Source organism: Bradyrhizobium sp. AZCC 1678 (genome assembly GCF_036924765.1).
GTDB classification, from domain to species: Bacteria; Pseudomonadota; Alphaproteobacteria; order Rhizobiales; family Xanthobacteraceae; genus Bradyrhizobium; species Bradyrhizobium algeriense.
On record NZ_JAZHSE010000001.1, the window covers coordinates 5239536 to 5259506 of the forward strand.

Annotated in this window: 22 protein-coding genes; 10 read left to right on the forward strand and 12 right to left on the reverse strand. The window is 63.0% G+C overall.

The window, feature by feature from the left end; genetic code table 11:
- The first annotated feature begins 20 nt into the window (after positions 1-20).
- Both V1294_RS25020 and rpmG read left to right on the forward strand, forming a co-directional pair.
- Positions 21-1346 carry an LLM class flavin-dependent oxidoreductase gene (locus V1294_RS25020; RefSeq protein WP_334500841.1) on the forward strand — a complete coding sequence of 442 codons (1326 nt, stop codon included), beginning with the start codon at positions 21-23 and terminating at the stop codon, positions 1344-1346.
- Positions 1347-1470: 124 nt separating this feature from the next.
- Positions 1471-1638 carry a 50S ribosomal protein L33 gene (gene rpmG, locus V1294_RS25025; protein WP_027537094.1) on the forward strand — a complete coding sequence of 56 codons (168 nt, stop codon included), beginning with the start codon at positions 1471-1473 and terminating at the stop codon, positions 1636-1638.
- A 58-nt stretch (positions 1639-1696) separates the two neighbouring features.
- On the opposite strand, the gene V1294_RS25030 is transcribed toward rpmG, so the two are convergent.
- Positions 1697-2929 (reverse strand): MFS transporter, encoded by a 1233-nt coding sequence (locus V1294_RS25030; RefSeq protein WP_334500844.1) that lies wholly within the window; start codon positions 2927-2929, stop codon positions 1697-1699.
- A 133-nt stretch (positions 2930-3062) separates the two neighbouring features.
- Here V1294_RS25030 and V1294_RS25035 point away from each other — a divergent pair, with 133 nt between their 5' ends.
- Positions 3063-3671 (forward strand): TetR/AcrR family transcriptional regulator, encoded by a 609-nt coding sequence (locus tag V1294_RS25035; protein ID WP_442895381.1) that lies wholly within the window; start codon positions 3063-3065, stop codon positions 3669-3671.
- Between the two features lie 141 nt (positions 3672-3812).
- A complete protein-coding gene (locus V1294_RS25040; RefSeq protein WP_334500847.1) occupies positions 3813-5030 on the forward strand; it encodes a serine hydrolase domain-containing protein in 1218 nt (405 codons plus the stop codon).
- Between the two features lie 44 nt (positions 5031-5074).
- Here the strand turns inward: V1294_RS25040 and V1294_RS25045 are convergent, their stop codons facing one another.
- Both V1294_RS25045 and V1294_RS25050 read right to left on the reverse strand, forming a co-directional pair.
- Positions 5075-6448, reverse strand: coding sequence for a PleD family two-component system response regulator (locus tag V1294_RS25045; RefSeq protein ID WP_108517832.1), 1374 nt, complete (start codon positions 6446-6448; stop codon positions 5075-5077).
- Between the two features lie 18 nt (positions 6449-6466).
- Positions 6467-6832: a response regulator gene (locus tag V1294_RS25050; RefSeq protein ID WP_027538546.1), complete on the reverse strand. Its 366-nt coding sequence runs from the start codon at positions 6830-6832 to the stop codon at positions 6467-6469.
- Between the two features lie 229 nt (positions 6833-7061).
- Here V1294_RS25050 and V1294_RS25055 point away from each other — a divergent pair, with 229 nt between their 5' ends.
- Together V1294_RS25055 and V1294_RS25060 are read left to right on the forward strand one after the other, a co-directional pair.
- A complete protein-coding gene (locus V1294_RS25055) occupies positions 7062-7361 on the forward strand; it encodes a DUF3572 domain-containing protein (protein ID WP_334500850.1) in 300 nt (99 codons plus the stop codon).
- Positions 7358-8662: a DNA polymerase IV gene (locus tag V1294_RS25060; RefSeq protein ID WP_334500852.1), complete on the forward strand. Its 1305-nt coding sequence runs from the start codon at positions 7358-7360 to the stop codon at positions 8660-8662. Before V1294_RS25055 ends, V1294_RS25060 begins: the two co-directional genes overlap by 4 nt.
- A gap of 118 nt (positions 8663-8780) precedes the next feature.
- Here the strand turns inward: V1294_RS25060 and V1294_RS25065 are convergent, their stop codons facing one another.
- On the reverse strand, positions 8781-9182 hold the full coding sequence (locus V1294_RS25065) for a RidA family protein (protein WP_334500855.1): 402 nt from the start codon (positions 9180-9182) through the stop codon (positions 8781-8783).
- A gap of 196 nt (positions 9183-9378) precedes the next feature.
- On the opposite strand from V1294_RS25065, the gene V1294_RS25070 reads away from it, so the two are divergent.
- Positions 9379-9729: a hypothetical protein gene (locus tag V1294_RS25070; protein WP_334500857.1), complete on the forward strand. Its 351-nt coding sequence runs from the start codon at positions 9379-9381 to the stop codon at positions 9727-9729.
- Between the two features lie 10 nt (positions 9730-9739).
- Here V1294_RS25070 and V1294_RS25075 read toward each other — a convergent pair whose 3' ends face one another.
- From V1294_RS25075 to pdhA, 7 genes are all read right to left on the reverse strand, one after another.
- A complete protein-coding gene (locus V1294_RS25075) occupies positions 9740-10033 on the reverse strand; it encodes a GYD domain-containing protein (protein WP_334500859.1) in 294 nt (97 codons plus the stop codon).
- A 128-nt stretch (positions 10034-10161) separates the two neighbouring features.
- Complete coding sequence (locus tag V1294_RS25080; protein ID WP_334479762.1) at positions 10162-10926, reverse strand: slipin family protein; 765 nt, start codon at positions 10924-10926, stop codon at positions 10162-10164.
- A complete protein-coding gene (locus V1294_RS25085) occupies positions 10916-12325 on the reverse strand; it encodes an NfeD family protein (protein ID WP_334479760.1) in 1410 nt (469 codons plus the stop codon). Before V1294_RS25085 ends, V1294_RS25080 begins: the two co-directional genes overlap by 11 nt.
- A 115-nt stretch (positions 12326-12440) precedes the next feature.
- Positions 12441-13958: an L-piperidine-6-carboxylate dehydrogenase gene (amaB, locus tag V1294_RS25090; protein ID WP_334500862.1), complete on the reverse strand. Its 1518-nt coding sequence runs from the start codon at positions 13956-13958 to the stop codon at positions 12441-12443.
- A 24-nt stretch (positions 13959-13982) separates the two neighbouring features.
- Positions 13983-15083 (reverse strand): dihydrolipoamide acetyltransferase family protein, encoded by a 1101-nt coding sequence (locus V1294_RS25095; protein ID WP_334500863.1) that lies wholly within the window; start codon positions 15081-15083, stop codon positions 13983-13985.
- Positions 15084-15102: 19 nt separating this feature from the next.
- Positions 15103-16083 (reverse strand): alpha-ketoacid dehydrogenase subunit beta, encoded by a 981-nt coding sequence (locus tag V1294_RS25100; protein WP_334500864.1) that lies wholly within the window; start codon positions 16081-16083, stop codon positions 15103-15105.
- Positions 16076-17161: a pyruvate dehydrogenase (acetyl-transferring) E1 component subunit alpha gene (gene pdhA, locus V1294_RS25105; protein ID WP_442895463.1), complete on the reverse strand. Its 1086-nt coding sequence runs from the start codon at positions 17159-17161 to the stop codon at positions 16076-16078. The genes V1294_RS25100 and pdhA overlap by 8 nt, the downstream gene beginning before the upstream one ends.
- Positions 17162-17243: 82 nt before the next feature.
- Between pdhA and V1294_RS25110 the strand changes: the two genes are divergently transcribed.
- On the forward strand, positions 17244-17561 hold the full coding sequence (locus tag V1294_RS25110; RefSeq protein WP_334500866.1) for a hypothetical protein: 318 nt from the start codon (positions 17244-17246) through the stop codon (positions 17559-17561).
- A gap of 30 nt (positions 17562-17591) precedes the next feature.
- On the opposite strand, the gene V1294_RS25115 is transcribed toward V1294_RS25110, so the two are convergent.
- Positions 17592-18458, reverse strand: coding sequence for a cell envelope integrity EipB family protein (locus tag V1294_RS25115; protein WP_334500868.1), 867 nt, complete (start codon positions 18456-18458; stop codon positions 17592-17594).
- Between the two features lie 252 nt (positions 18459-18710).
- On the opposite strand from V1294_RS25115, the gene V1294_RS25120 reads away from it, so the two are divergent.
- Positions 18711-19178, forward strand: a complete 468-nt coding sequence (locus V1294_RS25120) for a RidA family protein (RefSeq protein ID WP_334500871.1) — start codon at positions 18711-18713, stop codon at positions 19176-19178.
- Between the two features lie 14 nt (positions 19179-19192).
- Positions 19193-19945 (forward strand): glycerophosphodiester phosphodiesterase family protein, encoded by a 753-nt coding sequence (locus V1294_RS25125; RefSeq protein ID WP_334500873.1) that lies wholly within the window; start codon positions 19193-19195, stop codon positions 19943-19945.
- Positions 19946-19971: the final 26 nt, after the last annotated feature.

The window sequence follows — 19971 nt, forward strand, 5'->3', positions numbered from 1 at the left end:
AAACAGCTACGGATCGGGCAATGGCACAGCGGCAACTCAAGCTCGGCGCGTTCATGCGGCCGGTCTCCATCCACACCGGCGCGTGGCGCTATCCCGGCGCCTGGCCCGATGCCAACTTCAACTTCCCGCGCATCAAGCAACTGATCCAGAAGCTGGAGGCCGGCAAGTTCGACGCCTTCTTCATGGCGGACCATCTCGCGGTGCTGAACATGCCGGTCAATGCGCTCAAGCGCAGCCACACCGTGACCTCGTTCGAGCCGTTCACGCTGCTGTCGGCGCTGGCCGGCGCCACCGAACATATCGGCCTGATCGCGACGGGATCGACGACGTTCGACGAGCCCTATCACGTCGCCCGGCGTTTTGCTTCGCTCGACCACATCTCGGGCGGGCGTGCGGGTTGGAATATCGTCACCACCTCCAATCCGGACGCCGCGCTCAATTTCGGGCTCGACGACCATATGGAGCACGCCGAGCGCTACAAGCGGGCGCGCGAGTTCTACGACGTGGTCACCGGCCTCTGGGACTCCTTTGCCGACGACGCCTTCGTGCGCGACGTCGAGGCCGGACTTTATTTCGACCCGGCGAAAATGCACGTGCTCAATCACAAGGGAAAATATCTGTCCGTGCGCGGGCCGCTCAACATCGCCCGCCCTGTCCAGGGCTGGCCGCTGATCGTGCAGGCCGGCGCGTCCGAGGACGGCAGGCAACTCGCGGCGGAGACGGCGGAAGCCGTCTTCACCGGCGGAGGCCCTCTCGCCGACGGGCAAAAACTCTATGCCGATATCAAGGGCCGCATGGAGAAGATCGGCCGCAACCCCGAACACCTGAAGATCCTGCCCGGCGCCTTCGTGGTGGTCGGCGACAGCGTCGACGAAGCCAAAGAGAAAAGGGCAAAACTCGACAGCATGGTGCATTACGACAGCGCCATCGCCTCGCTCTCGGTGCAGCTCGGCACCGATGCTTCCGGCTTCGATCCCGACGGCCAGTTGCCGCCGATCCCCGAAACCAATGCGAGCAAGAGCGGCCGCCAGCGCCTGGTCGACGTCGCCGCGCGCGACAAGCTCACGGTGCGCCAGCTTGCCCAGCGCGTCGGCGGCTATGGCGGGCTGTCCTTTGTCGGCACGCCACAAACCATCGCCGACCAGATGGAGGAATGGCTGATGAGCCGCGGCAGCGACGGCTTCAACATCATGTTCCCGTTCCTCCCGGCAGGCCTCGACGATTTCGTCGACAAGGTGGTTCCGGAACTGCAAAGGCGCGGGATTTTCCGCACCGAGTATGAGGGCCGGACGTTGCGGGAGAATTTGGGGCTGCCGAGGCCGAAAAACCGGTTCTTTGAGGGTTAATCACCGCGAATCCGGCCGGTTTTTGCCCCGGAAACCTTGACTTTGGACGATCAGAAGCTAGGTTGCGCGCAAATGCAGGCCGATTTGGCCGGCGCCTGATATCCCCCTATTTGAGGTTCTGAACATGGCCAAAGCGGTCACCATCAAGGTCAAGCTCGTTTCCACGGCGGATACCGGCTTCTACTACGTCGCCAAGAAGAACTCGCGCACCATGACCGACAAGCTGGTCAAGAAGAAGTACGATCCCGTGGCGCGCAAGCACGTCGAGTTCAAGGAATCGAAGATCAAGTAATTCGTAGGCTCATCGCCGACGGATTTTGACGGGGCCCTTTCGGGCCCCGTTTTGATTCTTACGCCGTCTGCATCTGTGGCGGCCCGCTCGGCCGGATCAGCGCGAACGCGACCTGGATGATGCCGCCGGCCAGCCCGAGAGCTACGCCGATCCGCCACGCCATGGTGTAGGAGCCGAGCGCGTCGTACAGCACTCCGCCTCCGAAGGCGCCGAGGAAGCTGCCGACCTGGTGGCTCATGAAGGCGAGCCCCTGGATCATCGCCTGCCATTTCAGGCCGAACATCTCGGCGACCGCGCCCGCGACCAGCGGGCCGACGCCCATCCACAGAAAGCCCATGATGGCGCCGAACAACAGCGTGGTCGCCGGCGTCGGCGGCAGCGTGAAGTACCAGGCGAGCGCAATCGAGCGGAAGATGTAGATGCCGCCGAGCAACGCGAGCTTGTTCCAGCGCTCGCCGGCCCAGCCAAAGAAGATGCTGCCGAGCACGTTGAAGCCGCCGATCATGCCGAGCGTCTGCGCGCTCAGCATCGGGTCCATGCCGCAGATCGCCAGATATGACGGCAGATGCGTGGTGAGAAATACGAGCTGCATGCCGCAGACGAAATAGGCGCCGGTCATCACCACGAAGGAGACGTTGGAGAACGCTATCCTGGTGGCGACGCTGGCCGAAGAGTTGCCGATTTCGTCGTCAGCAGGCTTGGGCAGCGGAATCTTGTCCACCCTGCCCGCGTACCAGGCGGCCGGAATCATCAGGAGCGAGAGCACCACAAAGCCTGCGAGCCCCATTCGCCAGCCGTAGCCTTCATTGAGCATCTGCCCGATCGGCGCCGACAGCAGCGCGCCGAGCGATCCCGCGCCCGACACCAGGCCGAGCACCGTCGAGCGCACCGTCGCCGGCACGGTGCGGGCGGCTACCGACATCGCAATGGCCGCCGCGGTACAGGCGAGCGAGGTGCCGATCAAAATGCCGCCGCCGATCATGACGCTGAGAAAACCGTTCGCGCCCGCCATGAGCGCAAGGCCGGCGACATAGAGCAGCGCGCCTGCCACCATGATGGCGCGAAAACCGTAGCGCACCGTCAGCGCGCCGGCGAACGGCTGCAAAAATCCCCAGGCGAGATTTTGCACCGCGAGCGCCAGCGTGAAATCGGACACTGAAATCCGGATGTCCTGCGTCAGCGGCTGCATGAAAAGGCCGAGCGACTGGCGCAGGCCCATGCTGAGCGTGAGCATGACGGAGGCGCCGATCAGGATGGGAAGCGTGGGCCGCAGGACTTGCAGCAGGGCCATTGTTTTTATTCTCCCGATCGGCCGCGATTCGAATGCCGCGTCCCGCAATTGATATCTGAAATAGGTACACAGACCTGTGTACCTAGGCTATAAGGAGGCTCCGCTGTCAAGCTAAGGTGACCCGCGCATTCGCATGGCTACCCTGCCCGCCAAACCCGACATGAAGGACCGGATTCTGGAAACCGCGGATAGGCTGTTCTATCTGCAGGGAATTCGCGCGGTCGGCGTCGACACCATCGCCGCCGAAATCGGCATCAGCAAGCGCACGCTCTACAATCATTTTCCGTCCAAGGACGCGTTGATCGCGGCCTACCTGGCGCGGCGTTTCGTGGCCCCGCGGCCTTCCGACAAGTCGCCGGTCGAGCAGATTCTCGGCACTTTCGATTCGCTGGAGCGACGTTTTTCGGCGAAGGATTTTCGCGGCTGCCCCTTTGTTAATGCGGTTGCCGAACTCGGCGAAGACCGGTCGGTCCGCAAGGTTGCTGTTGCCTTCAAGGAGAGCCGCCGCCTCTGGTTTCGCGACCTGCTGGTGCAGCTCGGCGTCGCGTACGCGGATGCACTGGCGACGCAGCTCGCCTTGCTGGTCGACGGTTCGATCGCGCAGGACCTCGTCCGCAACGACCCGGCGATGGCGCGGGCGGCAAAGGAAGCCGCAACGGTACTCCTGAGGAATGCGGGGGTGAAGGTCGGTGAAAGCAGCGCCGCAACGAAGCCACAACGCTCGAAGAAGCGAGTTACTTGAGATCACCGCCCCGCCCGCTTCCTGAAGCCGTCTTTAGCTGTTAGCGTTGACCGCGAGTTCAATCCAAAAAGCGAAGTATTCCGTCCGGCGAGATGCCGGCTAAAGCCGTGCAAAATCTGGCTGCGGAAAAAGGGAGCGAAAATGGAAGACCTGAAAGTGAGCGCCAGCGGTTACGACTTCAAACCGGCACGCGCGGCCATGCAGCGCTATATCGACAACAATCTGCTGTCAGGCATTTCCTGGGCGGTCATGACCGTGCGCGATCTCGTCGACGTGAATTGCGTCGGCTGGGCCGACAAGGAAGCGCAGACGCCGCTCCGCACCGATCACATCTTTCGCGTTTTCTCCAACACCAAACTGATCACCTCTTGCGCCGTGCTGCTGCTGTTCGAGGAAGGCAAATTGGGGCTCGACGACGGAATCGAGAAATTTATTCCGCAGCTCGGAAATCGCAAGGTGCTGCGGCCCGGCGCTACCTCGCTTGATGACACCGAGCCCACCAAGAGCTCGATCACCATCCGCCAGTTGCTCAGCCACAGCTCCGGCCTGAGCTACGGCTTTTTCGATCCCGGCACTGCCATCTACAAGGCGCTTAACGAGCGTGGCGTCCACAATCCCATGACGACGCTGGCCGACATGGTGGACGTGCTGGCCGGCCTGCCGCTGATCTATCAGCCGGGCACCTCGTGGGAATATTCGCTTGCGACCGATGTGCTGGGGCGGCTGATCGAAGTCATCAGCGGCCAGAGTTTTGACAAGTTCATCAAGCTGCGGATTCTCGATCCGCTCGGCATGGTCGATACCGGCTTCGTCGTGCCGGAAAAGGATCAAGGACGGCTCGTTGCCTATTATGCCGGTGCGGACCTGATGGAGCCGATGAAACCGGGATTGACCCGAACCGACAACTCGCCCTTCCCCGGCGCCTATCTGCGCCCGATCGCGCGGCTCAGCGGCGGCGGTGGCCTGGTTTCGACGCTGCATGACATGGTGGCGCTGATCCGAAGCCTGCTGCCCGGCGGCCCGACGCTGCTCAAGCCGGAGACGATTGCGCAGATGATGACCAACCAGCTGCCCAAAGGGCAGTGGATCCGCTTTGCCACGATGGGAGAACAGCCCGGCAAGGCGTTTACCCTGGCCGGCGGCCTGATCGTGAAGCCGACGCCGTTCGATCATCCCGACGCGGCAGGCGAGCTCTATTGGGGCGGCGTCGCCGGCACCCAATGGTGGATCTCGCCGAAGCACAACCTGGCCGGCGTCATGATGGCGCAGCGCCAGATGGCGTTCGTGCATCCGTTCGCGTTCGAGTTCAAGCGGCTGGCGTATGAGGCGGTGAAGCAAGGCGCCGAGGTTGTGGCTTGAAACCTATCGATCGTCGTCCCTGCGAACGTTCGCAGGGACGACAATCACGCCGCCGTCGAAACCACCCTGTTCCGCCCGTCGTGCTTGGCCTGATACAGCGCCATGTCGGCGCGCTTGAGCACGTCGGCGACCGGCTCGCCCTTGTGGTCCAGCGTCGCCAGTCCGATTGAAATCGTGACGTCGATGCGCTTGGTGCCCTTGTTGACCGCAAAGGTTTCGCCGGCGATCGAGCGGCGCAGGCGCTCGGCGACCATGCCGGCGACGGTCAGGTCGGTTTCCGGCATCACGATCACGAACTCCTCGCCGCCATAGCGGCAGGCGAGATCGATGCCGCGGATCGATTTGCGGATGCGCACCGCGAATTCGCGCAGCACGTCGTCGCCGGCGTCGTGGCCATAAGTGTCGTTGATGGATTTGAAAAAGTCGATGTCGAGGATCATCAGCGCGAGCGGCTTGCCGCGGCTCGAGGCCTGCTCGGCCAGCGTCGCCAGATGAGTTTCCATATAGCGGCGGTTATGCAGGCCGGTCAGCGCGTCGGTGATCGCCATTTCGATCGAGTTCTGCACGTTGTCGCGCAGATGGTCGGTATAGCGCCGCTTGCGGATCTGGGTGCGCGCCCGCGCCAGCAATTCGTTCTTGTCGACGGGACGCAGGAGATAATCGTTGACGCCGATTTCGAGCCCGCGCAGCAGCCGCGCATTGTTGTCGGCATCGGAGATGGCGAGGATCGGCAACTGGCGGGTGCGCTCCAGCGAGCGCGCCTGGCTGCACAGCCGCAGGCCATCGTAATTTTCAAGGCCGAGCGAAACGATCAGCAAATCGTAATTACCCTCGGCGGCGTGAAACAGCGCTTCCGCCGGATTGATTTCGACGTCGACGGTGTGCTCGGCAGAAAGGATCGGCGCCAGCCGCTCATAGGACGATGGCCGGTCGTCGACCAGCAGGATCCGCCCGCCGACGCCCTTGTCGGCGATCGCGCTACGCTCGGGCGCCTCCATGCCGATCTCGAGCGAGGTGATGGCGCGCATCCGCAGTTCGTCGGTCATCATCTTCAGCCGCGTCAGCGACCGGACGCGCGCGATCAGGACGATGTCGGACACCGGCTTGGTGAGAAAATCGTCGGCGCCGGCTTCCAGCCCGCGCACGCGATCGGACGGACTGTCCAGCGCGGTGACGATCACGACGGGAATGTAATGGGTGGCCGGGTTGGACTTCAGCCGCCGGCAGACCTCAAAACCGTCCATGTCGGGCATCATGACGTCGAGCAGGATGATGTCGCATTCGGAACGCGAACAGAGATCGAGCGCCTCGGCACCATTGGATGCCGTCAACACGTCGAAATATTCGGCCGACAGACGGGCTTCCAGCAACTTGACGTTCGCTGGGACGTCATCGACGACGAGGATACGCGCAGACATCGAAACTCACTCCTACCCCTACCCGATAAAACGCCGCACGGTTTCGATAAACTTGCCGACGGAAATTGGCTTGGACAAATACGCCTCGCAGCCGCCCTCGCGGATGCGCTCTTCGTCGCCCTTCATCGCGAATGCCGTGACGGCAACCACCGGAATGGCGCGCAACTCCGGATCGTCCTTGATCCAGCGCGTCACTTCGAGGCCGGACACTTGGGGGAGCTGGATATCCATCAGGATCAGGTCGGGGCGCAGCTTGCGGACGAGATCGAGCGCCTCGAAACCGTTGCTGGTGCCCGAAGTCTGATAGCCGTGCGCTTCCAACAGGTCGCGAAAGAGCTTCATGTTGAGCTCGTTATCCTCCACGATCAGGACGGTTTTTGCCATCCCGTCCTCCCCTCGTCCCAGGAAACAGGTCCGGCCTTTCAGTACGATCCTGTACTGCCGCCGGGCTGTCGAAAAGTGAATTCAACTAGCGTCAGATTTCGCTCTAAGCCGTTAAATCGATGCCGTACTTTTGCGGTGTGGTTTCCACTTGCTTGAACACACTGCGCAGACTCGGGCATGATGGTTCCAAACTAGACACCATAAGTTAACGGAAAGGCAAACCCATCTGTTGAAAAAGCCTGTTCACAACCCTCGCGAAGTGGCTGAAATCGTTGCAGTTCAGGCGCTGAGTTTTATTGCTGGCGATCCCGAAAGGCTAGGCCTTTTCCTGGCCGAAAGCGGCATCGGTCCGGAGACGCTGCGCACGGCTGCTGCCGACCCGCAATTTCTGGCCGCGGTGCTGGATTTTGTGATGCGGGACGATGCAACCGTGAAGGCGTTTGCGAGCGCCTCGCAACTGCACCCGACCAATATCGCCGCCGCCCGCCAGGTGCTCGGCGACCCGCACTGGGAGCGCGACGTGCCGTGAGCGCGCCCGCGCCAGCCCTGGATGGTCCGCGCGCGTTCTGCCGGGATTGCCTCGGCGACCTCGATATCAAGGCCAGGCGGTGCGGCGAGTGCGGTTCCCCCCGCCTCGTCCGCCACCATGCTCTGCCCTCGCTGACGCTGGCGCATATCGATTGCGACGCGTTCTACGCTACCGTCGAGAAGCGCGACAATCCGGAGCTTGCCGACAAGCCCGTGATCATCGGTGGCGGCAAGCGCGGCGTGGTGTCGGCCGCCTGCTATGTCTCGCGGACCTATGGCGTGCGCTCGGCGATGCCCATGTTCAAGGCCCTGGCGCTGTGCCCCCAGGCTGCCGTAATCCCGCCCGATATGGCGAAATACGTCCGCGTCGGCCGCGAGGTGCGCCACGCCATGCAGACGCTGACGCCGCTGGTGGAACCGCTGTCGATCGACGAGGCGTTTCTCGATCTTTCCGGCACCCAGCGCGTTCACGGCATGATTCCGGCAAAAGTGCTGGCGCGCTTTGCCCGCGACGTCGAGCGCGACATCGGGATCACGGTGTCCGTCGGCCTGTCCTGCAACAAGTTTTTGGCCAAGATCGCCTCCGATCTCGACAAGCCGCGCGGCTTTGCCGCCCTCGACCAGATCGAGGCCCGCGAAATGCTGGCGGACAAGCCGGTCGGCTTCATCTATGGCGTCGGCCCCGCGACCCAGGAGAAGCTGGTGCAGCGGGGCTTTCGCACCATTGCGGACCTGCAGCGCGCCGACGAGGTCGAGCTGATGAAGCAGTTCGGCGGCGAAGGCCGCAGGCTGTGGCGGCTGGCGCGCGGCATCGACGACCGCAGCGTGGTAGCGGACCGCGGCGCCAAGACGATTTCCAACGAGACCACGTTCGAGAACGACATCAAGGATTTTGCAACGCTGGAAAAAGTGCTGTGGCGGCTGTCCGAAAAGGTGTCGTCGCGGCTGAAGAGCAGCGATCTGTCGGGCCTCACCATCACCTTGAAGCTGAAGACCGCGGATTTCAGGCAGCGCACCCGCTCGCAATCGATTCACGCACCGACGCAGCTCGCCGCGAAGATTTTTGCGGTGTCGCGCGAAATGCTGGCGAAAGAGATCGACGGCACCGCCTTCCGCCTGATCGGCACCGGCGTCAGCGCGCTGCGCGAGGGATCGCAGGCCGACGACACCGACATGCTCGACCGCCGCTCGGCCCATGCCGAGCGCGCGATGGATGATTTGCGCAAGAAGTTCGGCAATGCCGCTGTCATCAGGGGCATCGCGTACAAGGGGCCGGCGAAGGTGGAGGACGAGGAAGAGTAGACCGCTCTCTCCCCCGTCATTGCGAGCGCAGCGAAGCAATCCATCTCTCCGCTTGTGGCGCTATGGATTGCTTCGCTGCGCTCGCAATGACGGGAAGAGATCCGCCATGACGGAGTGATCAACCGATGACGGCCACGGCCTCAATCTCGATCAGCCATTCAGGCGCCGCGAGTGCCGTTACACCGACGAGCGTGCTTGCCGGTGGCTCCATGCCTTCAAAGAACGCCGAGCGCGCCTTGCCGATGATGGGGCGGAGTTCCGGCCTGTAGCCGACGACGAAGGTGGTGATCTTCACGATATTGGAATAGCTCGCACCGGCGGCTTTCAGCGCCAGGCCGATATTGTGCATCACTTGCGTCGTCTGTGCGGCCAGATCGCCCTCGCCGACCACCCGTCCCTCATCGTCGGTGGCCACCTGCCCCGCGATGTAGATCGTGCGCGCGCCCGACGCGACGACGACGTGGGAGTAAGCCGGATTGTGGTGAAGGCCGCTTGGCCGAAGATGTTCGAACTTGCTCATGTTTGCGCCTCCCTGACGTGCATGATTGGGCCGAAGCGTATCCGGGTCCGGCGCTCTCGACCATCCCTCAGGGAAAATACTCGGGCTGTGCGGTCTTGAACCGGCAAGGAACGATCAGACTTCTATCAAATCTCCAATTTGTATGGGGCCTATCGGTCCGGATGCGTTTCACGATCCTACGCAAAGGGAGCAAAGGATGGCCTTCTTGAAGCGGGAGTTGCATCGGCAGGTCAAAGGCCCGGAAGTCACGGAACTGGATTTCTGGAACCTGGTCTTCGACACCGACACCAAGCGCTTGTACGTCGAACACGAGTGGACCTACCTGGATTCGCGGATCCGCGGAGCGGCGGATTATCGAACCGACGTCATGGATATCGCGGCGTATCTGACGCAAGGCGGTCAAACCGCCGGCCACCGCGAACTCTGGCGGTTGCTGCGAGGGATATTTAAAGACCAGTTCGAGCCCGAGGCGTATGACCACGAGGTACCATTCTCGGGACAGGCCCCGGCTCGGGACATCGAGCAGCAGGCGCCAAATCGTCCTTGACGAGCGGCTGTCAGAGCATCTTCTCGACAACCTTGGTCATGTCCGCCGCCGAGAAGGCTCGCAACGACTCGGTGCGAACATTGCCCAGTGCGCCAAGACTCAAGCTAAGTGACATGGCGGAAAATTCGTCCGGCGCATCGAGGATTGTCACGACGTCATACCGTCCCTGCGTCCAGAACAGCTCCTTTACGGTCGCGCCGAAGGTCTCGGCGGTCTTCTTGAACGCCTCGGCCCGCTTCGGCGACTCCTTGGCATTGCGGATTCCCTGGTCGGTGAAATTGCCAAGCACGACATAAGTTACCATCGTGGCTCTCCCTGGTTGGCGGATTTAGCTGCACTTTCTAACCGTTTGCTCGGGGGCATCGATAGATCAGCGCTCCTGACCCGTCCGGTGGCAACCCGCGATTGGCTTGCCGCCGGCAACGAGCAAGCTCACGTTGCTTCGTTCCGCCGCCCGGGCAGATGGCCGAGCAAATCCATCGGCAGCGGAAAGACCACGGTCGATGATCGCTCGCCGGCAATGTCGTGCAGCGCCGCGAAGTAGCGCAACTGCATCGCCTGCGGCTCCCGCGCAAGCGTTCGGCCGGCCTCGACGAGCTTCTCGGCGGCTTGCTGCTCGCCCATCGCATTGATCACTTTGGCGCGCCGCAAGCGCTCCGCCTCGGCCTGCTTGGCAATCGCGCGCACCATGGTTTCATTGAGATCGATATCCTTGATCTCGACGGTGGTGACCTTGATGCCCCAGACGTCGGTCTGCTGATCGAGGATTTCCTGGACATCGGCATTAAGCCGGTCCCGTTCGGCAAGCATCTCATCCAGCTCGTGCTTGCCGAGCACCGAACGCAGCGTGGTCTGCGCCAGCTGGCTGGTCGCGGCCATGTAATCGCCGACCTTGATGATCGCCCGCTCGGGATCGATGATGCGGAAGTAGAGAACGGCATTGACCTTGACCGAAACGTTGTCGCGCGAAATCACGTCCTGCGGCGGCACGACCTGCACCATCACCCTGAGATCGGCCTTCACCATCTGCTGCACAACCGGGATCAGGATGATGAGGCCCGGGCCCTTCACGCCGGTGAAGCGGCCGAGCGTGAACACGACGCCGCGCTCGTATTCCCGCAGGATACGAATGGCCGAGGCTAGAAATAGGATTACGATCACCGCAAACGATGCATAGGTCAGATATTCAAGCATCATGACGTACCTCCTTGCCGGTCAGCGCCGGTCGGCGCCGTACCACCAGCGTCAAATCTATGATGTTGGCCACCTCGACTACCTCTCCCGGCTTGAAGGTCTCAGCGCCGCGCGCTTGCCAGCGTTCACCTTGCGCGAAGACGTGGCCCTCGTTCTCGGACCAGTCTATGACCTGGGCAGATAGGCCACGCATGGCTTGTGCACCGACCGGTACCGGACCCTTGCCGGCGCGCTGGAGCGATCTGAGTACGACGAGAACAAGACCAATAAACATTGCCGCCGTGATGCCGACAACCGGCCATGATAGCCGGTAGCCCGGCGCTTCGACGTCGAAGAGCATGATCGCCCCGAGCACAAAGGCGATGACGCCGCCGAGGCCGACAACCACGGTCGGGTTGAAGACTTCGATGGTCAGAAGCACGATCCCGAGCACCATCAAGGCGAGGCCGGCGTAGTTGATCGGGAGCAGGTTGAGGGCATAGAGGCCAAGCAGCAGGCAGATCGTGCCTACAACCCCGGGGGCGACTGCGCCGGGTGAAGTGAATTCGAAAATCAGACCGTAGACGCCGACCAGGAGCAAAATCAGCGCAACGTTAGGATTGGTGATGACCGCGAGGAATCGTGAGATCCACCCGGGATCGATTGCTTCATGCGCGGCCTCCCTGGTTGCCAGATGCCGCGTCTCGCCACCCGTAACCTCGACTACGCGACCATCGATTTGCCTGAGCAGTTCGGCCTGGTCGCGTGCGACGAGATCGATGACTTTGGCCTGCAAGGCAGCGTTGGCGGAAAGGCTTTCGGCCTCCCGCACTGCCTTCTCACCCCAATCGGCATTGCGGCCGCGCAGTTCGGCAAGACTGCGGATCAAGGCGACGGCGTCGTTCGTTGCCTTCGCCGTCATGGCGTCCTTCGTCTTCGGCTTCTGGTCGCTGCCGTTCTTCTTGTCCTTGTCGCTCTTGTCAGGGGTAGCGTCCGGCAGACCCGGCAGCGGGCCGCCAATCTGCACCGGCGTCGCCGCTCCGAGATTGGTGCCCGGCGCCATGGCCGCGATATGCGTGGCGTAGAGGATATAGGTTCCGGCGCTGGCCGCATGGGCTCCGGAGGGCGCGACGTAACCGACGACGGGAACGCGCGACGCCAGCACGTCTGCGATAATCTCGCGCATGCTGGTTGCGAGACCGCCCGGCGTATTCATGCGCAGAACGACGACCTCGGCGTGTCGTTCTTTTGCCTTGGTCAGGGCCTCCTTCACGTAACGGGCCGTTGCCGGCCCGATCGCTCCGTCGACCGAGATGGTCAGCGCAAGCCTGCTCTTGTTCTCCTCTGCTGAAGCGGCAAGAGGAGAAATAACCAGAGCTGCCGCTGCAGCGGCCGCAACAAGAGTCGCCCGTACGGTCTGCACAGCAAGGACTCCCTTATCAAAATGATATGGGGTATCCTCATCGAACCTCAATATGCCCGGGATTAGCGGCCCGCAGCATCCCTCGCTCAAGCCCGCAACCATGCCGGGCTGGATCTCAGCCAACTTCAAACTTGACGCCTTGGGCGAGCGGAAGATCTTTGCCGAAATTGATGGTGCTGGTGACCCGGCGCATGTACGCCTTCCACGCGTCGGAGCCGGCTTCGCGTCCGCCGCCGGTTTCCTTCTCGCCGCCAAATGCGCCCCCTATCTCCGCGCCCGACGGTCCAATATTGACGTTTGCGATGCCGCAATCCGAACCTGCCACGGAGAGGAATTTCTCGATCTCATGCACGTCGGTCGAAAAAATTGACGAGGAAAGGCCTTGCCGCACTGCATTATGCAGCGCCAGGGCTTCGTCAAAGTCGGAATACTTCATGACGTAGAGGATCGGCGCGAAAGTTTCCTGCAGTACCGGACCGATCTGTCCTGGCATCTCAACCAGCGCGGGCCTGACATAATGGGCGGCGGGATATGGCGCCGTCTCGAAACGGTCGCCGCCAACAACCTGTCCGCCAAGCTTTCGAGCCTCTGCCAGGACTTCCTGCATTCGATGAAAGGCTACTCCGTCGATCAGCGGGCCAACGAGAACAGTGCTACTCGTAAGCGGGTTGCCGATCTGCACCGTGGCATAGACCTGTTTCAATCTGTCGACGAGCGCATCATAAGTATCACGATGCACGAACAGCCGGCGCAACGACGTGCAGCGCTGGCCTGCCGTGCCAACCGCAGCGAAGGCAATCGCCCGAAGCGCAAGGTCTAGATCAGCCGACGGACACACGATCGAAGCGTTGTTGCCGCCCAACTCCAGGATGGCTCGCGCAAAGCGCCGCGCCAGCCGGCGACCCACGATCTGGCCCATGGCGGTGGAGCCGGTCGCCGAGACCAGCGGCACTCTCGGATCATCGACCAGCATCTCTCCGATCTCCCGTCCCCCGATCAGCACCGTCGACAGGCCCGCCGGTGCGCCGCCGAACCTCTCCACAGCACGCCGGACCAGCGCCTCCACCGCGAGTGCCGTCAGCGGAGTCTTCTCCGACGGCTTCCAGATCACCGGGTCGCCACACACCAGCGCAAGGGCGGCGTTCCACGACCAAACCGCAACGGGAAAATTGAATGCGGTGATGATTCCCACCGGTCCGAGCGGATGCCATTGCTCCATCATCCGATGGTGAGGACGTTCGCTGGCGATGGTGAGGCCATAGAGCTGACGAGAGAGACCGACCGCAAAGTCGCAGATGTCGATCATCTCCTGGACCTCGCCGTGCCCCTCGGACAGGATTTTCCCGGTTTCGATGGTGACGAGGCGGCCGAGCTCGGTCTTGGCCGCGCGCAACTCCTCGCCGAGAACCCGGACGAACTCGCCACGTCGGGGCGCCGGAAGCGACCGCCACGCGAGGAACGCTTTTTCCGACTGCCCGATTGCTTCGGTGACGCTATCCGGGCTCGCGTCCTCGACCTGGGCAATGGTCTCGCCGGTCAACGGCGATCGCACCAGGTGTTCACCGCCCCGATACCGGTCGCGGTAAACGCCGACGCCCTGGAGGATTGAATCAACGTCGGCCAAGAGTTTCATATGGATGCCCTCCGCACGGCTATCTTACGAAACCTGCTCAAGATCCGATTTGAGCGCTACCAGGAAGCGCGCGGCTTCGCCGCCCGTCACGACGCGATGGTCGAAGGTGAGCGACAACGGCAGCACGCGCCTCACGGCTGGCTGGCCCAAATGTGCAACCACCCTTTGGGCAATCCGGCCGGCGCCTATGATCGCCACTTGCGGCGGCACGACGATCAGGTTGGCGAACCGGCCTCCGATCATGCCGAAGTTCGACAGCGTAATGGTCGCGCCGCGCAGTTCGCCCGGAGGTATCGAGCGCGCGAGCGCGTCCGCCCGCATCCGGTCGAGCCCGGTTCGCAAATCCGATGCGTCCCGCTCTGCGACATTGCGCAAGACCGGAACGATCAGGCCGCCCCCGGTATCAACGGCGATGCCGAGGTCGACGCGTCCGATCAGACGCCGTTCTCCCGCGCCGGCATTGTACCAGGCATTGAGTGCAGGCTCCGCCTTGCAGGCGGCAGCGATCGCGCGCACCAGGCGGATGGTCGCGTCCTCGCCCTTTCGCCAGTCGTCGATATCGGCGTCATCGGTGACGCTGGCGGGGACGATCTCGGCATGAGACGCCGTCATGCGTTGGGCCATCGCGCGCCGCAAACCGCGCAGCGGCTCGGCGGGTCCGGTATGCGACAAGGTCTTGGCAGCTCGTTCCACATCCGCACGCGTGATGAAGCCGCCGGGTCCCGTGGCTTCGACGAGCTCGAGATCGACGTCGAGCTTGCGCGCGAGCGCGCGCACCGCCGGAAACACCTGGGCTTTCTGTCCGGCTGCGGGCCCGGGAAGTGTTGCTGCCACCGGCGGCGGCTCGCTGGTACCGAGTTCGCCGACAATTGTACCGGTGTCTTGCTCGGGGCCTTCGGCAAACTCGACCAGCGGCACGCCTACTTTCACCACATCCCCCTTGGCGCCAAACAGGTGCAGGATGCGTCCGCTTGACGGTGACGGCACCTCGACGACGGCTTTGTCAGTCTCGACGGAAACCAGCGGCTGATCGGTGACGACGTGATCGCCTTCATTGACGTGCCAGTTCACGATCTCCGCCTCTTCGAGGCCCTCTCCCAGATCCGGCAATACGAACTGGCGCATGGGACAAGTCCGCTGACAATCAATTGAACTGGCACGCTTTGCGAGCAGCCGCCACGATGCGGCCAACCGACGGCATGAACTTCTGCTCAAGACGCGCCATCGGAATGACCGTATCGTAGCCGGTGACGCGGGCCACGGGTGCGAGCAGAGAGGTCAGGCCGCGCTCGGCGATCAGCGCGGCGATCTCGGCTCCGAATCCGCCGGTCCGTGTCGCCTCGTGCACGATGACGCAGCGTCCGGTTTTTGCGATCGAACCGAGCACCGTGACTTCATCGTAGGGTTTGAGCGTGGCGAGATCGATGACCTCGGCGGCGATGCCCTCGGCAGCCAGCGCCTCGGCGGCCGCCATGGTTTCCTTCAGCATCGCGCCCCAGCTGATCAGGGTGACGTCGCGGCCTTCCCGCAGGATAAACGCGACATCCAGCGGCAAAGCCTCACCGTTGTCTTCCACCTCGCCTTTTGCCGCGCGGTAGATGCGGGTCGGCTCGAGAAACACCACCGGATCGGGATCGCGGATCGCGGCGAGAAGCAGTCCGTAGGCGCGTTCCGGCGACGACGGGATGACAACGCGCAAGCCGGGGATGTGGGCGAGCATCGCCTCGGTGCTTTCGGAATGGTGCTCGGGTGCGCGAATGCCGGCGCCATGCGGCGTGCGCAGAACCATTGGACAGGTGAGCCGTCCCTGGGTGCGGTTGCGGATTCGGGAGGCGTGGTTCACCAGTTGATCGATGCAGGGATACAGAAATCCCATAAACTGGATCTCGCCGACGGGCTTCAGCCCCTGCGCCGCCATCCCGACGCAGAGCCCGCTGATCAGGAGTTCGGCAAGCGGTGTATCAAGGACGCGCTCCGGACCGAAACGCGCTTGCAGCCCGACGGTCGCGCGGAAAACGCCGCCATTGATGCCGACATCTTCGCCAAGCACGACGACATCGGGATCATCCTCCATCGCGCGGGCGAGCGCCAGATTGACGGCTTCGACCAGCGTTACCTCAGCCATCGCCCTCTCCCGCGAGTTGGCGGCGCTGCGCGACATAAACCGCGGGCAGATCGGCATAGAGATGATCGAACATGGTTTCGGCCTCGCGCGGCTCGGCTGCCAAATAGCGCTCGACCGCCGCCTCGACGCGCTCATGGCACTCCGCAGCGAGCTGTTCCTCGTCTGCTTTGCTCCAGATCTTCTGCCTGGCAAGAAAGGCTCTCAAACGCGCGATCGGCTCTTCCTTCCAGCGAGCCTGGACTTCTTCTTCCGGACGATAGCGTGATGCGTCGTCAGAGGTGGTGTGATCGCCGAGCCGGTAGGTGAGCGCCTCGATGAAGCGCGGCCCCTGGCCGTCGCGGGCTGCGGCAATGGCGTCTTCGGCCGCGGCACGCACCGCCACGACGTCGCTGCCGTCCACCTGCTCGCCGATGAAACCGGCGGCGATGGCCTTCTGCGCCAGGGTTTCGGAAGCGGTCTGCAGCCGCAACGGTACGGATATGGCCCATTGATTGTTGGTGGCGACGAACACGACCGGCAATTTGTGTACACCGGCGAAATTCATCGCTTCGTAGACGTCACCCTTCGACGTGGCGCCGTCGCCGAACATGCATACGGCGACACGCGGCTGCTTGCGCAGCTTGAAGGCATAGGCAACGCCGGCGGCATGCGGCGCCTGCGATCCCACGGGTACGCAGAACGGGAAATCCTGGACCGGCCCGGAGAAGTGGTTGCCCCGCTCGTCCCCTCCCCAGAACAGCAGAATTTCCTCCAGCTTGACGCCACGCCAGATCAGCGCGCCATTATCCCGATAGGAGGGCAGCAGGACGTCTTCCTCCCGCATCGCACTGGCTATGCCGACGGACACCGCCTCCTGGCCGAGCGAAACGGCATAGGTCCCCAGCCGGCCGGTGCGCTGCAATGCAACAGCCTTTCGGTCAAAGTTGCGCAGCAGCACCATCGCCCGATAGAGCGAGGCGAGCAGGCTTGCATCGGAGGCGAACGCGGGGAGCGGCCTGTTTATCGAGCCGTCTGGCGCGAGGTAATTGCGGTGGCGCACCTCAAAGCGCGCGATCACCGGGAGCCCACCGTCTGCCATTTTCTTACTGGCCACGTCATCGCTCCCTGAGCGATTGTGCGTCCCACAGCTCGTAATTGGTGTTGGGCCGGAACAATGCAAGATGGGCGCGCCAATCGCATCGCCATTTGCTGCACCGCGGGTTCGCGGGATCAGCCTTCGCCATCGTGGAAACGGCGCCGCGTCAGTGGTATATCAAACCATGGCAAATGGTCAGGTTGTCCTCATCACAACTGAACCGTTGGGAGGCGGTTTGCCTGTTCGCTCGGTCTACTATGTGGCTGAGCAGGATCCGGCAAAGGCCGAGGCCATTATCGCCGCAATGATGGCCCCGAACGAAAGGGTCGAGGCCTTTGGGGCGCTTCCGGAGCCAGCCGTCAAAGCGCTCGGATTGAAGCCCGGTGACTTCACGCGCGGATGACGTTCGAGAAGCTCCAGCTCGACTGCACCCTCACTTGCACGGCTTGGAGTCCCTGACGTCGAACCGGCCCATCGCGCCCGCGATCACGAAATCGTTGTAGTCGAGCACCAGCGCGCGGGAGACGCCGTTCTCGAACAGCTCGAACGACATCGCGTAAACCGGCGTCTGCTCGCCTTCCTTGGTCTTGGCGTCGCGGTCGTAATAGCTGACGGTCACGGGCCAACGGGTCAGCGTCTTCATCTGGTCGTTGGCGGTCGAGGGATCGGGCGATGCGATGCTGCGGGTGCCCGGAATCGGCTGCCCGATCACCGACAGCGTGTTGTAGACCTTCTCGCCATTGTCGGAGCCATCATAGACCATCAGTTCCAGCACCGATTTGCCCTCGCGCGCGGCGGCGATGATGTGCTGGATCTGCTCGGTCGGGAACACGACCTTGCCGTCGAGTTCGAACGTCTTCGCAACCGGCTGTTTCAGCTTCACCGTGATCCGGTCACCGACCCGTTCAGCCACACCGTCGATCGGAGCGGAATCGGCATCGTTCATCCGCGTATCGATCTTGAAGCGGTAGCTCTTGCCACCAGCATCTTCCCAGGAATGCGAGCGCAGATCGCTCAGCGTCAGCTTGCCCTCGCCGCTGTCGAGTTCCGACACCTGGCGAAATTCGGACGTGTAGCCCTCGCAGGCGCTGCCCGAAAAATTGTAGAGAATGCGCCCGCGCGCACCCGATATCGCGTTGGTCCCGCGCGACTTGACCAGCTTCAATTCATACAGCGCCTGATGGGCGAGAAACGGCCCGCTGGCGCCGGCCAGCACCGGTCCGCTTGCGAAGCCGGATATCAGGGTCGCGGCAGCCGAGAACGCCAAAGCACGGACCGGAATCGGGAACGAGCTAGCCATGTCCAGTTTTTTCCTCGAGGGAGATTCGCTTACTTTAGTGATGGCTCCATTGCGTCGCAACTAGGGCGGCGTCACGAAAACGCAAGAATTAGATACCGAAGCGTCCTGTTTTTCGGCATTTTCGGCAGGATGGCGCTCGGTCACGGCAAGGGACGTCGAACCACCGTCGCTTGCAAGTGAAAGCGCGATGCGCGAAACAATGCGCGCCTGACTGCTGGTCGGGCTCGGTCACATCAAGCGGGGACGAAAAACATGGCGGGTACGGTCGAACAGAAGCTGGCGGCGCAAGGCATCGTGCTGAACGAGCCGCGCACGCCCATGGCGAACTATGTCGGCTTCGTGCGTACCGGCAATTTGCTGTTCGTTTCCGGTCAGGTCTGCGCCAATGCGGAAGGCAAGCTGATCGCCAAGGGCAAATTGGGCGCCGGCGTCACCATCGAACAGGGCTACGCCGCGGCACAGGGCTGCGGCGTCAACCTGCTGGCCCAGGTCAAGGCGGCGCTGGGCGATCTCGACAAGGTCGTCCGCGTGGTCAGGCTCGGCGGTTTCATCAATTCCGCGCCTGACTTCCTCGACGGATCCAAGGTGCTCAACGGCACCTCCGACCTGATGGTCACGGCGTTCGGCGACAAGGGCCGACATGCCCGCACCACCGTCGGCGTCGCCTCGCTGCCCTCGGATGCCGCCGTCGAGGTCGACGCCATCTTCGAGGTTTCCTGAGCGGAGTAACGCCCGTGCGTGCCCCGGACTGGCTGACGGCACGGCCGGTCGCCCATCGCGGCCTGCATGATATTGCGCGCGGCATCGTCGAGAACATGCCGGCGGCGGCGCAGGCCGCCGTCGATGGCAAGTTCGCCATCGAATGCGACATCCAGCTTTCGTCGGATGGCGAGGCGATGGTGCATCATGACAACGCGCTCGGCCGCCTCACCGAGGGTTCCGGCGCGCTGCTCGGCAAGACCGCGGCCGAACTGAAGGCGGTTGCGTTCAAGAATACGCCGGAGCGGATGATGACGCTCGGCGATCTCTGTGCGCTCGTCGCCGGCCGCGTGCCGCTGGTGATCGAGGTCAAGAGCCATTTCGATGGCGACCGCCGGCTGGTAAAGCGGATGGCGGACGTGCTCGCCTCGTATGACGGCCCTGCCGTCGGCATGTCCTTTGATCCGGACCAGGTGGTGGCGCTGCGCGAACTGATCCCCGGCCGCGCGCGCGGCATCGTGGCCGAGCGCGAATATACCGCCGAGGAATGGCCGGAAGCGTCAGCCGAACAGCGCCACGGCATGACGCATCTGCGCCACGCCTTCCGGAGCCGGCCGCATTTCGTCGCCTATTGGGTGGATGAGTTGCCGGCAGCCGGCCCATGGATCGCCCGCAACATTTTTGGGCTGCCGCTGCTTGCCTGGACCGTGCGCACGCCCGAGCAACGCGCTCGCGCCACGCGCAACGCCGACCAGATGATCTTCGAGGGGTTCCTGCCGGGAACCTGATGCGCGCCGTCCCACCTTGAACTCGT